The sequence below is a fragment of the Imperialibacter roseus genome, assembly GCF_032999765.1.
Lineage (GTDB): Bacteria > Bacteroidota > Bacteroidia > Cytophagales > Cyclobacteriaceae > Imperialibacter > Imperialibacter roseus.
In genome coordinates this window covers 1-14,666 of the sequence record NZ_CP136051.1, presented here as the reverse complement: position 1 = coordinate 14,666, position 14,666 = coordinate 1, and the positions used below count along the sequence as shown (strand labels likewise).

The window sequence follows — 14,666 nt, the reverse complement described above, 5'->3', positions numbered from 1 at the left end:
TCCGAGTCTTCGAAATACCTGTTTGGCGAGGATAAATACTGGTTCTAGCTTGCAGACAGAGGAATTTGGTGTCATTTCAGAAAAAATAGAGACAACTCAACTATGATAAAAGTAAGATAATATATGACTTTCCAATAATAAAAACTCTTACATCATAGGTTATTTTTCAAAAAAATAAGCCGCCAATACAATAACATTGTGAAACTAATAATCAACCAATACCCAAATAGAATTGGAATAGCACGGCAATGGCAGCTGCCTCATTTTCAAAATTGGGCATACGGATAGAAAAAGCCAGACAACGATAATGCCCGGCTTTTGAAAAGTGAGGTTTCTGATTTACAGGATATACCTGCTCAAATCCTTATTCTTCACCAGCCCTGAGAGCTTCTCATTTACCATCTCTTTGGTGATTACGAGCTTGGAATTAGGGCCGATCTTGTCGGGAATATCAAATAGAAATTCATTCAACAGTCGGCTCATCACTGTGTGCAACCTCCTTGCGCCTATGTTCTCCACTTCGGAGTTGATGGTAAAGGCTGTGTCGGCCAACTCCTCCAGTGCCTCATCGCTGAAGGTAAGCTCTACATCTTCCGACTTCAGCAGCGCTTCATATTGCTTGGTGAGGGCATTTTTTGGTTCTCTCAGGATGCGGAGGAAGTCGCCCTTGGTGAGGTTTTCCAGCTCTACTCTAATCGGGAAGCGACCCTGAAGCTCAGGAATAAGGTCTGAGGGCTTTGACACGTGAAAAGCTCCTGCAGCCATGAAAAGGATGTGCTCAGTGTTAATGACACCATACTTTGTATTCACAGCACTTCCTTCCACAATCGGCAGGAGGTCTCGCTGCACGCCTTCCCGGCTTACATCGGCACCACCGCCTTTGCCCGCACTGCTGGCGATCTTGTCAATCTCGTCGATGAAGATAATACCGGAGTTCTGTGCCTTTTCGATGGCTTCTTCCTTCACCTCGTCCATGTCGATCAGCTTGTGCACCTCTTCCTCCAACAGTAGCTTCTTGGCTTCTGCTATTGTCACTTTCCTCTTCTTATTCTTTTTCGGCAGCATATTACCCAGCATCTCCTGCAGGTTCATCATGCTCACCTCGTCCATCATACCACCGCCAATCATGCCCACATTCCCCTGACCAGGCGCCTTCACATTGATTTCTATTTTGCGGTCATCAAGCTCACCATTTCTTATCTTTTCACGGAATCTCTCACGGGTTCTCTCGTTGAGCTCTTCATCGTTCTCCGGTGTAATGTCAATGGCATTGTCTGCGCCGGGAGCGCCAGCCGGCTGCCTCGATGGCGCCGACTTCATCGGAGGTATCAAAGCATCCAGTATAATGCCTTCAACAGCGAGCTCTGCTTTCCCTTTCACCTCTTCCTTTTTGCTTTGCTTCACCATGTTAACGGCTTGCTCTACCAGGTCACGCACCATGCTTTCCACATCACGGCCCACATAACCAACTTCGGTAAACTTGGATGCCTCCACCTTGGTAAAAGGCGCATCAGCAAGCTTGGCCAGGCGGCGGGCAATTTCTGTTTTGCCAACGCCCGTAGCTCCAATCATCAGGATATTGTTGGGCACAATCTCTCCCTTGATGTCTTCATGGCTGTGCATGCGGCGCCATCTGTTTCTGAGCGCAATGGCCACATTTCTCTTGGCGTCGTCCTGACCTATGATGTATTTATCGAGCTCGGCAACAATTTGCCTCGGGGTCAAATATTTGTTCTGATCTATCATGATGCTGATTTTCGTTTATGAAATAACCGGTTCACATTGTGGCTGACAGTAAAATGGGTATTGCCACCCACCACGTGGTAGTGCGAACGGGCTATTGTTAATTCAAATGATTTAATTTTTATCCAAACACCGACTGAAAAGCCTGCACTTCCGCCGGCCTGCTCCAGTCTTAGCTCTCGTCTTATTCGGTGGTTGTATCCAGCCAATACGTGGAAATTAGGCCCAAACAAAAACTCGGTGCCAATGTTCACTCTGCTGAATATTTTGGTAAACGTGCCCGGCACAGCTTCGTTGAAGTTTAACCTGCTGTCGGGTTCAAAGTATACCAGGTTTTGCTTTGGCAGATTGGTGCCCGTGAATGTGAAAATTACCGGCATTTGCTCAGGCTTGAAACTCATGCCAAGCTGAACATCAAATGCAAGGCTGGTTTTTTCCTCTGCATACCTGCCAAGGGCAAAGCCAGCGTTTTTTATCACCAACCCAACACTCAGCTGTTTGCGGGGGTGCTGAAATACCCCACCAATGTCGGCCATGAGTGCTGAAGACCGGAAGCCAGCAATGCTCGATACAGCCAGTTGCGGAGCCACTCCCATCAGAAAAGGGCCCATTCTGTGGCTCAGCGATACCCTCACAGCATATTCGCTGGCATTGAAAGTGCCCAGGTAGTTGCCAGCCTCGTCGTAGCTATCGAAGTTTCCATGGCTGAGGTGCGTGAGCCCAACTGCCGCTTTCCCAACCGCCTTCGTGTCAAAAGCGTAGGCCACCTGACTATATTTGCTGCCCCCATAAAAGTTAACGTAAGAAATAGAAATATCACCGGCTGCTACCGAGTCGAGCAGCGCAGGGTTATAAAAAACCCAGTTCAGGTCGCCTCGATTTTGGGATACATTGTAGCCCCCAAGCGCAGCTACTCTCGCATTAACAGGCGTATTTAGAAATTGAAAGGAGTCTTGACCACCAATTTGCGCATACCCCGCATCCGTCATTACTAGCAAAAGCAACAAAATGATACCCAGGGTATTTAGGTGGCTCCCTCTCATAAATCCTCAACGGTGGCCATTTCTTTGGCCAATCCTTTAATAGGCCAAAGATGCGTAGCCCCTTCCACCTTCGATTTGAGTAGCGCTAGCTTCAACACTTCGTCTACATTGTCGACGTAGTTAATCTTAAGGTTCTCAATATAATTAGGCTCAATTTCTTCAATGTCCTTGCGGTTGCGACTGCTCAGGATGATCTCTTCTATCCCGGCACGCTTGGCTGCAAGTATTTTCTCTTTGATGCCTCCCACGGGAAGCACCTTTCCTCTGAGGGTGATTTCTCCGGTCATGGCCAGCTTGTCTTTCACCCTGCGCTGCGTATAAATCGATGCCAGCGATGTGAGCATGGTAATCCCTGCCGACGGCCCGTCTTTTGGCACTGCACCAGCCGGCACGTGTACATGCAGGTCGTAATGATCAAAGACCTGGTGGTCGATGTCGAGCTTATGGGCGTTCGACTTCAGGTATGATAACGCAGCCACGGCTGACTCCTTCATCACGTCACCTAGTTGGCCAGACAGTGTCAATTTGCCTTTACCCCTGCTCAGCGACGACTCGATGAACAAGATCTCCCCTCCTACCTGTGTCCAGGCCAGGCCTGTGACTACACCCGGGTGCGTGTTGTCGGAATAGACCTCTTTATCAAAGATTTCAGCACCCAAAATTTTGCGCACTTCCTTTCCTTTGATGGTCTTTGTATAGGCCTCCTCCATGGCAATGGACTTGGCAGCATTTCTGATTACCGTGGCAATTCTCCGTTCAAGCGTTCTTACGCCAGATTCTCTGGTGTAATCATCTATAATTTTCCCGATAGCCTCGTCGGTAAATTTAATCTGAGATGCCTTTACCCCATGCTCTTTGCGCTGCTTGGGTATCAGGTGCTGCTTGGCAATTTCAATCTTCTCCTCCAGCGTGTAGCCGGTAATCTCTATGATCTCCATCCTGTCACGCAAAGCAGGCTGGATGGTCTCAAGTGTGTTGGCCGTAGCGATAAACAGCACCTTCGACAGATCGTAGCCCACCTCCAGGTAGTTGTCAGTGAAGCTATTGTTTTGCTCCGGGTCAAGCACTTCCAAAAGTGCGGACGACGGATCTCCTCTGAAATTAGAGCTTACTTTGTCGATTTCATCAAGGATAAAAACGGGGTTTGACGACTTGGCTTTTGATATGTTGCCGACAATCTTTCCCGGCATGGCACCAATATAAGTCTTTCTGTGGCCTCTCACTTCCGCCTCGTCGTGCACACCACCCAGCGACATCCTGACATAATGTCTGTCGAGTGAACGGGCAATCGATCTTCCCAGGGATGTTTTTCCCACACCGGGAGGACCATAAAGACAAAGAATGGGGCTTTTCATGTCGCCCTTGAGCTTTAACACGGCCAGGTATTCAAGAATTCTCTCCTTGACCTTTTTCATGCCATAGTGATCTTCGTCGAGAATCTTCCGGGCTCTTTTCAGGTCAAAATTGTCCTGCGTATACTCATTCCAGGGCAGGTGAACCATAAAATCGACATAGTTCATCGCCACCGGAAACTCAGCGGCGGCAGGGTTCATCCTGGAAATTTTGTCAAGCTCTTTGAAGAAGTGCTGTTTCACCTCCTCGTCCCATTTTTTCTCTGCACCCAGCTTTCTCAGCTCCTGGATATCTTTTTCCGGACCGTCGTACCCCAATTCATTCTGGAGTACTTTGATTTGCTGACGGAGGTAGTAATCCCGCTGCTGCTGATCAATGTCGGAATGCACCTTATTTTGAATCTCCTGCTTGATTTCAAGCATTTGAATGTCTTTCAGCATGTACTCCAGCAGCAACTCAGCCCTCTTTACTCCATCGTGGGTTTCCAGCAGCTTTTGCTTATCAGCCACATCGGCATTCACATTGGATGAAAGAAAATGAGTGAGAAAGCTGCTATTGTCTATGTTACCTAGGGCGGCATGGGCTTCTTTGGGTATCTCCGGATTCAGCTTCATTACCTTGTAAGCTGCGTCCTTTAGCGACTGAATAAGCGCTTTGGTTTCTTTGCTTGACTTGGCAGGAAACTTTTCGGCAAGGAGCTTTACCCTGGCACTGATAAACGGGTCTTCCTGAATGATGCTTTCAACCTCAAACCGGCTCTTGCCCTGTATAATGATCGTTGTGTTGCCGTCTGGCATCACGAGCATTTTTAATATGCGGGCAATGGTGCCCACTGTATATAGGTCGTCAGATTTTGGCTCCTCAGCTTTTCTGTTCTTCTGAGCCAGCACACCAATAATTTTACTGCCTTTATAGGCTTTTTTCACCAGCCGGATTGACTTCTGTCGGCTCACCGTAATGGGAATCACTACCCCCGGATACAACACGGTGTTCTTTATCGGCAGAATGGGCACCTCATCAGGCACATCCTCCGGCTTCAAATCCTCCTCCAGGTCAGTTGATACTAGCTGTATAATATCTCCTGATTCGTCTTCTTGTATTTCCGACAAAAAAGCTACTGCTAGTTCTTTCTCTTTATTGTTATTCATAATTATCTAACGCTCTCGATATGCCAATCTGACATTAAATGACCCAGATAGGTGTAAAATTCGCTCGGCCCGTATAAATTGCAAGAGATATGCCAAAAAATAGTAGGCAGCCTCTGGCGACCCTTTCTATTTCTCATCAACCCATGTACTTGACAAAACCATCCAATAGATTCAATAATTTCTACGACTGTTTCCAGCCTTCTGCGAAATGGTGGCTTCCTGCGCTGTTGACCATTTCTCTGCTGGGTTCTGTCGCTTTCCCGGCACTTGCCCAAAGGAACAAGAAGAAGAAAGCCGTCCCTTCAAACGTTGAAACCAGCCTTGATTCACTCGCTGCGCCTTCTGAGATAAATGTTTTTGAGTTTCCGAACATTAACAAGGTGGCTGATTATGTAGACAAAAGCAAGCTGGAACGCATCCAGAAACTTGAAGCCAATAAAGAGTGGGAGGCGCTGTATCCGGCACTGAAATCTTATGTCAGAAACTTTGGTGTACAGAATTTCTACAAAGACACCTACCTGATTTGGCGACTGGCCAAATTGACAGAACTATTTGACGGGCTTGAGGAAGCAAAGCCGCTATACAAAATGGTGTTACGCCACCACCACAAGGATATTAACCTGCGGGAAATTGAGCTTTATTATGACTCACTTAACAAACAGGAGGTCGACTTATATGTTCCGCTCGATTATTACTATGAGTTGGTGGAACACAGAAAGGCCATCGACACGCTCCGGCCTCCAAGGGGGGTTTTGCTCAATATGGGTGGGAACGTCAACAGCCGCAATGCTGATTACGGCCCTACTTTGAACATCAATGGAGACATCCTGCTTTTTACCTCTCAAAGAAATGAAATCAGAAGGAGCCTGAATACGCAAAACAATGAGGATCTCTTTATTGCCAGAAAGGAAGGACAGTACTGGCAGGAGGCCGTTGCCCTTCGGGAAATCAATACAAAATTCAATGAGGGGTCGGCAACCCTGAGTCGAGATGGGAAAACCTTGTATTTTGCCAGGTGTGATGCCCCGGAATGTATCGGAAGTTGCGATATTTTCGTTGCAAAGCTTCAAGCAGACAGCACCTGGGGCAATATTCAAAACCTTGGAGCCAAAGTGAACAGCCTGAGCTGGGACAGTCACCCCGCCCTGTCGCACACCGAAGACACGCTCTTTTTTGCCTCAGACAGGATAGGCGGCTTCGGACTGTCCGATATCTATTTTTCCTACAAGCTTAAGGGCGGTGGCTGGGCTCCTGCGCAAAACCTGGGCCCCATAGTGAATACCCGAAGCAATGAGGTCAGCCCCTTTTTCCATCCCCGGTACAATATTCTCTACTTCAGTTCCAATGGTCAGCTTTACAACTTCGGTGAGTTCGACATCTATAAATCTTATAAGATGGGGCACATCTGGGGCGAGCCGGTCAATATAGGGCCGCTGGTGAATGGCAGGGGAAGCGAGTTCTATTTTACCATCGACGCCGAGTCAAAAGATTTGTTCTACGCACGGTCGGCCAACAGAGACTTGAACATGCAGGATCTCTATTCCTTTCCCCTGCCCATGGAAGCACAGCCCGGCTCAATAACAAAGGTGAAGGGTTCATTGACCGACAGCCTGACAGGAAAACCTTTCAATGGAATTGTTTCTATCATCGACCTCGACGATGGGATTGAGGTGGCACCGAGGTTCCTGAAGCCAGACGGCAGTTTCGAGTTCGACCTCATCAATAACAACAACTACCTGCTGGTGATTCAGGGCGACGACTTTTTCAGGATAGAAGAGATGTTTTACCTCAATGGGCCAATGGAGCTGAACAGAACCACTGAGCCAATTGCCAGCAAGGTCAAATTCGAGTCTATTGAATTCGAAAACGGCAAGTCTGATCTCCGAACGGAAATGTATGGCGACCTTAATAAGATTGTGAACTTTCTGTACGACAATCCAGACTTTAAGCTGCGAATTTCGGGACATACTGATTCGGATGGCTCACCAGCATTTAATCTAGCGCTGTCTAAGTCGAGAGCTCAGAACATCAGAGACTACATGGTGATATTTGGTGGTGTAGACGAGCGAAGAGTGGAGTTTGAAGGTTACGGAAGCAGCCAACCGATTGTGGTGGAGAAAACAGAGCAGGACAAGACCCTGAACAGAAGGGTAGAATTCGAAATATTCAGGCCCGGTGTAAAAAAAGAAGGTGATCAGGGGTCTGGAAACTGAGCCGCCTAATCACCTTCATAACACCTTACTTTCTCTAAGCTTTAGATTTTCAGGATATCGTTGAAGATGGCAAAAACCATTATCGACAGCAACAACACCATACCGACCTTCTGCGCATTTTCCAGAAATTTATCTGATGGCTTGCGGCCAGAAACGATTTCGTAGGTGAGGAACATCACATGCCCACCATCGAGTGCGGGAATAGGCAGAAAGTTCATAAAGGCAAGCACCATTGAAAGGAAGCCCAGCTTTTGCCAGAAATTCGTCCAGTTCCAGGTGCCCCCAAATATCTTGGCAATACCAATAGGTCCGCTCACAGCCTTTGACGCTGACACCTCGCCACTGAATATCTTCCCAAATCCTCTGATGTTTAGCCAAACCCAGCCAAAAGCCTCGTTGGTTCCAGCCACCAAACTCTGACCAAATGTGAAGTCACGGTGAGCAACGTCCACCAACAGGGTACGAACAAAGCCAACCGTGCCATCTGTATCAATTGGTATATGAAGCTCAGTTGTCGTAAACATTCCTTCTTTTTCGACGGGCGCTTCTCCTACTGGCCGCTCCACAACAGCCAGCACTGTGTCGCCCGCATTCTCTGTAGCAATCTCCTTGAAGTCAGCAAAGTATCTTGCCGGCCTGCCATTGATTGTAACAAACCTGTCACCCTCCTTCAACCCTGCCACATCTCCGCCTGAGCCACTGGCAACTTCACCAACTGCAAACGGAAGTCTATAGTCAATGAATCGGGTGACGGCATCTTTTTCCGATAGTTTGTCGAGAAAGCCTGATGGGATTTTCACTGTAACAATCTGCCCGTCACGGTCAACCGTGTAGGTGCTTCCTGCTTCCATGATCACATCAGGATTCATCACCTCATTGAAGTCTTCAAAATCCTTTCCGTTGATTTTAAGAATTTTGTCTCCAGTTTTAAACCCTATCTCCTGTCCCAACTCGTAGGCCACAATACCATATTTGTTGGCCTCGTCCCTTGAAATGTAGGTATCACCATTGAAAAAGGTCAGCAACACGAAAATGACAATGCCTGTTATCACGTTCACTATGATTCCACCCATCATCACGATCAGCCGCTGCCAGGCTGGCTTTGCCCTGAACTCGTAGGGCTCCGGCTCTTTGTTTAAGTGCTCAGTATCCATCGACTCGTCGATCATTCCTGATATTTTCACAAAACCTCCGAGCGGAATTGCCCCGATGGAGTATTCCGTCCCACGGTAGTCAAACCCAAAAATTTTAGGCGGAAATCCTATGGAATATTTTTCGACCCGCATGCCAAAGAACTTGGCTGTGAGCAAGTGGCCGAATTCATGTAATCCGACTAAAATAGAAAGTCCCAGCAAAAGCTGGGCGGTCATAATAAGTGCCTCCATTAAGCTATTAAATCTAAAGCGATGTTTCTTGTTTCTGTATCTGTATCAACATAGTCCTGATAATCAGGGCTTGAAATATAGGGTATTTTAACCAAACACTTCTCCACTATATCCGACATTTCCATAAAACCAATCTTGTCTTTAAGGAAATACTCCACTGCCACTTCATTAGCGGCATTCAGCACGCATGGCTTATTGCCACCCTCCTTTAAAGCGTCAAAGGACAGCTGAAGGTTCCTGAAGGTTTCTAAATCTGGTTTTTCGAAAGTCAGGGAGGGGTATTCTGCAAAGTTAAACCTTGGGAAGTCGGATTTCAACCTTTCCGGGTAAGCCAGCGCAAACTGGATGGGTATACGCATGTCGGGCAACCCGAGTTGTGCTTTTATGGAGCCATCTTCAAATTGCACCATCGAGTGTACGATAGATTGAGGATGAACTACCACATCAATTTTGTCGGCTGGAATGCCAAATAACCACCGTGCTTCTATCACTTCAAGCCCCTTGTTCATCAATGAAGCTGAGTCAATGGTGATTTTGGCCCCCATGTCCCAATTGGGGTGCTTCAGCGCCATTTCTTTGGTCACCTTCAGCAGCTCACTTCTTGTTTTTCCACGGAAAGGCCCACCTGAAGCTGTCAGGATGATCTTTTCTATCGGGTTATGGAATTCACCCACAATGCACTGGAAAATTGCTGAATGTTCGGAGTCAATAGGAAAGATATTCACCGCTCTTTCCTGTGCCATTTTAGTGATAAGCTCACCGGCCACCACCATGGTCTCTTTGTTAGCCAGAGCGATTGGCTTTCCTGCCGCAATGGCGTTCATGGTAGGCTTCAGCCCCGAATAGCCGACAAGCGCCGTCAACACCATGTCAATGGTGTCCATTTGGACGATCTGAGAAAGCGCATCGAGCCCGGCAAAAACTTTGATATCTTTTGGTAACAATGCATCTGCTACTTGCTGATACAAGGTTTCATTGCCAATTACCACGGCATTGGGAATGAACTCCAGGGCCTGGCGAATCAACAGATCAGCATTATTTTGAGCAGTAAGCACTTCTACTTCAAAGGCTTCAGGATGCCTTTTTATCACATCCAGCGACTGAACGCCAATGGAACCGGTGCTACCAAGGATAGCAACCCTTTTTTTCGGTCTTTCTTGTGTCAAGGTGTTGTGTTTATTCTTTGTACTTCAGCAGTTCTTCCGCCATCTTTCTGTCGTTCGAAAGCCTTGGTAATTTGTTTTGCCCTCCGAGTTTCCCAATTGAGCGCATATAATCAATAAAGGCATTCTTTTTAACCGGTATGATATGAAGTTGTTCGAGAATATTGCCGGAAATAAGATCGAAGTAATAGCTGTTCAGTTTTTGGAGCGAACTGTCGAGTGATGACTTAAAGGCCGTGATGTCGGCAGGCATTTTACTGAACTCGATATACCACTCATGCCTTGGAAGTCCTTTTTCAGGCGTCACGTTTGGCGCTACGGTAAACTCCACGATGTCTGCCTCAGGAAAACTCTCCAAAGTCTTCTTCATCGCATTTTCTACTTCCTCCCCGATGACGTGCTCACCAAACGCTGAGATAAAGTGCTTGATCCTTCCCGTTACCAATAATTTGTAAGGATCTTTCGAAATAAACTTCACTGTGTCGCCTATCGAATAGCCCCATAGGCCTGCGTTACTATTAATGATCAGAGCGTAATTCGTATTGAGTTCTACCTGATCGAGGCTTAACCGGGTGGGCGTTTCGTTGAAATACTCATCAGCCGGAATGAATTCGAAGAAAATACCGCTATTCGCCAACAGTAGCAGCCCGGGATCATCCTGCTTGTCCTGAAAGGCGATGAAGCCCTCAGAGGCGGGGTAAGTTTCCACTGAGTCGACCTTTTTCCCAATGGTATCAAAAAGCTTTTGTCTGTAGGGTTCAAAGTTGACCCCACCGTATATAAACAGCGAGAAGTTCTTGAAAACATCCTTCACCGGCATTTGCCTCTTCTCCACAATCCTGTCGAAATACATTTGCACCCACGGCGGAATACCTGAGATCAGCGTCATGTCCTGATCAATGGTCTCTTCTACTATCTTATCTACCTTGGCTTCCCAATCTTCCATGCAATTGGTGGCGTAGGAGGGCAATTGATTGGTGCGCAAATAGCCCGGCACATGGTGGTTCACAATACCCGACAGGCGGCCAGTATTGACACCAGCCTTCTGGTCAAGCACGGGGCTACCAGAAAGAAAAATGAGCTTGCCATCCAGGAACTTAGCATTGCCAGTTTCGTGCACATAATTCAAAATCGCATTGCGGGCACTATTGATATGATTAGGAATCGACTCTTTGGTGATGGGAATATATTTGGTGCCAGAGGTAGTGCCCGAAGTTTTTGCAAAATAGGCAGGCTTTCCCGGCCAAAGTACGTCATTTTGTCCGGTTAGCATTTTCTCCACGTAAGGCTTCAATGCTTCATAATCCCGAACAGGCACCTGCTTTTTGAAGTCATCGTAAGTGCGGATATCCTTGAAACCGTGGTCATTTCCAAAAACCGTGTTGCTGGCTTTGCTGACAAGGTTTTTAAGTGTTTTATGCTGATAATCAGGGGCTTTTTGCTCCCATTCTCTTTGCTCCCGCACAACGAAGGCGGCGAATGGCTTGCTAAGAACTGATCTGATTCCCATAATTAATGATAAAGGCGCAAAATAAGTAAATGAGCTTTCTAAAACCTAAGCAAGCCTCTTTCGTTTTTATTTTGCACAGTTTTTGACGATACCCAATGCACTGACGTTTAGGTAACAACACAACGATGTTGACTTCTTAATTCTTAAAACCTGATGCTATGAAAAAATTTATTGGAATTGCAGTCTTGAGTTTTCTGGGTGGCATTGGTGGAGCCTTTGTATATGAGACGCAACTGTCGACCAAAATTGCTTCTAATGACTTACAGGATTCAGACTTCTATTTCTCAAAAAATGTTAGCCACGGCGAAACCAACAATTTTTCACCGGCGGCCTCTGAGCCCTTCCGAAACGACGCAGCTGCAATAAACGATTTACCAGACCTGGTGAATGCGTCGGCACGCAGCACCAAGAGCGTGGTGTTTGTGAAAACCGTGAGCGAAACCGACTACCGCACCGGCAGCTGGATGGACTGGTTTTTCGGAGGACCCAGTCAGTCCGTTAGCTCGGGGTCCGGAGTGGTCTATTCAAAGGATGGCTATATCGTGACCAATAATCACGTCATCAACGATGCCGACATTATTCAGGTGATTCTTGACAAAAGAACCTACGACGCCACGCTGGTAGGCACTGACCCGTCTACCGATTTGGCTGTGATTAAAATCGAGGGCAATAACCTCCCGGCAATTGAGGTATCTACTTCAGCCAACGTTAGGGTGGGCGACTGGGTGCTGGCTGTCGGTAACCCGTTCAATCTTACCTCCACTGTCACCGCTGGTATTGTAAGTGCCAAGGGCCGCAGCATCAATATACTGAAAGACCGATTCCCTATTGAATCTTTCATTCAAACCGATGCTGCCATTAACCCCGGAAACAGCGGAGGGGCTTTGGTCAACACATCAGGACAGCTAATTGGTATTAACACAGCCATTTTGTCTCAAACGGGTACTTACTCAGGCTATGGCTTTGCTGTGCCTGTCGACATTGTAAAAAAAGTAGTGAACGACATTATCAACTATGGGCAGGTGCAAAAGGCCTTTATTGGGGCAGAGTTCATTGACATAGACAGCGACATTGCCGGCAAACTCAGCCTGAGCAATCTGGACGGTGTGATCACCTCGTACGTTCAAAGGGGAAGCGCCGCCGACAAGGCTGGGCTGGAAAAAGGTGATGTAATCATTCGGGTGAACGACAAGTCACTCAACAACAAAACTGAGCTTGAGGAGTTGATGGGCTACCACTACCCTGGTGATAAGTTCGTTTTGGACATCAAGCGAGGCGATAATGTAGTCAGGAAACAAGTAACACTTCTCAATGGCGAGGGAAACACTGAAGTGCTAAGAAGCAGTGTCTACTTCTCAGAGAAGCTGGGCGTGGAGTTTGAGAAGGTGTCGAAAGTCGAGAGAGATCTTTTAAAAATTGACAATGGCGTTCGGGTGAAAAAAATAAGGAATGGTTTTTTCAGGCAGCTGGATATTCCGGAAGGCTTCATTATCACCAACATCAACAACCGGCCGGTTGAAACGCCGGAGGAGCTGGCCAATATTCTGGAGAAAATCAAGGGAAAGGTTGTCATCGACGGCATTACCTCCAAGGGCCGGAGGGTGTACATACCTTACAGGTTCGATTGAGAAGCACAAAAAAAGGACGGGGTCTCCAAAATGGGGGCACCGTCCTTTTTTTAACCGCCAGTTGAAGCTAGACAGTCCTCATTTTCAGTCTTTTCTTTAGCTCATCAACAGAATACCTGAACTTGGCGTCGGTATCGATCATGTCATTGACTGCCTGCACGGCGTGAATCACAGTGGAGTGGTCACGACCACCAAAATGGTAACCGATAGATTTTAGCGAATGGTTGGTGTAGTCTTTTGAGAAATACATGGCCACCTGGCGGGCAATAACGATTTCCTTCTTACGGGTTTTGGCTTTCAAGTCTTCCAAAGCCACATTGAAATAGTCGGACACTGCCTTTTGGATATAGTCAATACCCACCTCAGTATCGTAGTCGTTAACAATATTTTTTATGATCTGCTTGGCCAACTCAAGGTCAATCTCTCTTTTTACCAACGAAGAATGGGCAATAAGTGAAATCATCACTCCCTCAAGTTCTCTGATATTACTATCGATGGTGTAAGCCAGGTACTCAAGCACATCCTCAGGAATAACAATTCCCTCCGCCTGAGTCTTCTTTTGAATAATGGCCACCCTTGTCTCAAAGTCTGGCGTTTGTATGTCTGCGGTAAGACCCCACTTGAATCTTGACACCAGTCTTTCCTGAAGACCTTTCAGCTCTCTCGGCGGGCAATCGGATGTCATAATGATTTGCTTTCCGCTCTGGTGAAGGTGATTGAAGATATGGAAAAATATCTCCTGCGTTCTCTCCTTGTCACGAAGAAACTGTACATCGTCAATAATCAATACATCTACTTTCTGGTAGAAATTGATGAAGTCCTGAACAGCATTGTTTCTCAAAGACTCTATGAACTGATTGGTAAACTTCTCCGACGCCACATAAAGCACCTTTGCGTCCGGGTTGCTTTCCATTATCTGGTTACCAACCGCCTGAACAAGGTGTGTTTTGCCAAGTCCAACACCGCCGTAAATCATCAACGGATTGAAGGAGGTAACACCGGGTCTTTGGGCCACAGCATAACCAGCTGAGCGGGCCAATCTATTGCAGTCACCTTCTATATAGGAATCGAAAACATAGATAGGATTCAATTTGCCTGTCAATGTTAAGAATTCTGGCGTCACTGCCGGGCTTTGTTGCACATTTTGTCCATTTCCAACATGATTTTGTCCAAAACGGCCAGGAGCCTTGTTTACCGGATAATTAACAGTCAATGGCTTTGCCTGCTCATTTCCTCTATCTATTACCACGGAATATTCCAATCTTCCGTTGGGCCCTAATTCCTGAAGTATCGCCTTCCTTAAAATATGAACATAATTATCCTCCAGCCATTCGTAGAAAAACTGACTGGGAACCTGAATGGTCAAAACACTTTTATCTAATTTTATGGGTGTAATGGGCAGAAACCACGTTTTAAAGCTTTGTTCCTGTATCTCATGCTTAACTAAATTCAGACAGTTTTCCCAGATTTGTTGATGCAT

At 46.8% G+C, this 14,666-nt stretch carries 9 protein-coding genes; 2 read left to right on the top strand and 7 right to left on the bottom strand.

From position 1 onward, the window contains the following. Nucleotides 1–339: 339 nt before the first annotated feature. From hslU to lon, 3 genes are read right to left on the bottom strand one after another with little or no spacing between them, the layout of a single operon-like run. Nucleotides 340–1,746, bottom strand: coding sequence for an ATP-dependent protease ATPase subunit HslU (hslU, locus tag RT717_RS00045; RefSeq protein WP_317489700.1), 1,407 nt, complete (start codon nt 1,744–1,746; stop codon nt 340–342). Next, nucleotides 1,743–2,786 (bottom strand): type IX secretion system protein PorQ, encoded by a 1,044-nt coding sequence (gene porQ, locus RT717_RS00040; protein WP_317489699.1) that lies wholly within the window; start codon nt 2,784–2,786, stop codon nt 1,743–1,745. Before porQ ends, hslU begins: the two co-directional genes overlap by 4 nt. Next, complete coding sequence (gene lon, locus RT717_RS00035) at nt 2,783–5,287, bottom strand: endopeptidase La (RefSeq protein ID WP_317489698.1); 2,505 nt, start codon at nt 5,285–5,287, stop codon at nt 2,783–2,785. The genes porQ and lon overlap by 4 nt, the downstream gene beginning before the upstream one ends. Nucleotides 5,288–5,376: 89 nt before the next feature. Between lon and RT717_RS00030 the strand changes: the two genes are divergently transcribed. Then, the gene (locus RT717_RS00030) at nt 5,377–7,500 is read left to right on the top strand and encodes an OmpA family protein (RefSeq protein ID WP_317489697.1); all 2,124 of its coding nucleotides are present in this window, start codon (nt 5,377–5,379) and stop codon (nt 7,498–7,500) included. A 41-nt stretch (nt 7,501–7,541) separates the two neighbouring features. Here RT717_RS00030 and rseP read toward each other — a convergent pair whose 3' ends face one another. From rseP to RT717_RS00015, 3 genes are read right to left on the bottom strand one after another with little or no spacing between them, the layout of a single operon-like run. Beyond that, nucleotides 7,542–8,885, bottom strand: coding sequence for an RIP metalloprotease RseP (gene rseP, locus RT717_RS00025; RefSeq protein ID WP_317489696.1), 1,344 nt, complete (start codon nt 8,883–8,885; stop codon nt 7,542–7,544). Next, a complete protein-coding gene (locus RT717_RS00020; RefSeq protein ID WP_317489695.1) occupies nt 8,885–10,051 on the bottom strand; it encodes a 1-deoxy-D-xylulose-5-phosphate reductoisomerase in 1,167 nt (388 codons plus the stop codon). Before RT717_RS00020 ends, rseP begins: the two co-directional genes overlap by 1 nt. Nucleotides 10,052–10,061: 10 nt before the next feature. Continuing rightward, the gene (locus RT717_RS00015; protein ID WP_317489694.1) at nt 10,062–11,558 is read right to left on the bottom strand and encodes a GH3 auxin-responsive promoter family protein; all 1,497 of its coding nucleotides are present in this window, start codon (nt 11,556–11,558) and stop codon (nt 10,062–10,064) included. A 158-nt stretch (nt 11,559–11,716) separates the two neighbouring features. Here RT717_RS00015 and RT717_RS00010 point away from each other — a divergent pair, with 158 nt between their 5' ends. Further along, nucleotides 11,717–13,186, top strand: coding sequence for a S1C family serine protease (locus RT717_RS00010; protein ID WP_317489693.1), 1,470 nt, complete (start codon nt 11,717–11,719; stop codon nt 13,184–13,186). A 67-nt stretch (nt 13,187–13,253) separates the two neighbouring features. Here the strand turns inward: RT717_RS00010 and dnaA are convergent, their stop codons facing one another. Then, a complete protein-coding gene (dnaA, locus tag RT717_RS00005; protein WP_317489692.1) occupies nt 13,254–14,666 on the bottom strand; it encodes a chromosomal replication initiator protein DnaA in 1,413 nt (470 codons plus the stop codon).

What these genes read in the sequence shown, in the direction of transcription:
- porQ (WP_317489699.1), bottom strand. Translation starts at nt 2,786, where the DNA reads ATGAGAGGGAGCCACCTAAATACCCTGGGTATCATTTTGTTGCTTTTG.
- RT717_RS00030 (WP_317489697.1), top strand. Translation starts at nt 5,377, where the DNA reads ATGCCAAAAAATAGTAGGCAGCCTCTGGCGACCCTTTCTATTTCTCAT.
- RT717_RS00015 (WP_317489694.1), bottom strand. Translation starts at nt 11,558, where the DNA reads ATGGGAATCAGATCAGTTCTTAGCAAGCCATTCGCCGCCTTCGTTGTG.
- hslU (WP_317489700.1), bottom strand. Translation starts at nt 1,746, where the DNA reads ATGATAGATCAGAACAAATATTTGACCCCGAGGCAAATTGTTGCCGAG.
- rseP (WP_317489696.1), bottom strand. Translation starts at nt 8,885, where the DNA reads ATGGAGGCACTTATTATGACCGCCCAGCTTTTGCTGGGACTTTCTATT.
- lon (WP_317489698.1), bottom strand. Translation starts at nt 5,287, where the DNA reads ATGAATAACAATAAAGAGAAAGAACTAGCAGTAGCTTTTTTGTCGGAA.
- dnaA (WP_317489692.1), bottom strand. Translation starts at nt 14,666, where the DNA reads ATGCATCAACAAATCTGGGAAAACTGTCTGAATTTAGTTAAGCATGAG.
- RT717_RS00010 (WP_317489693.1), top strand. Translation starts at nt 11,717, where the DNA reads ATGAAAAAATTTATTGGAATTGCAGTCTTGAGTTTTCTGGGTGGCATT.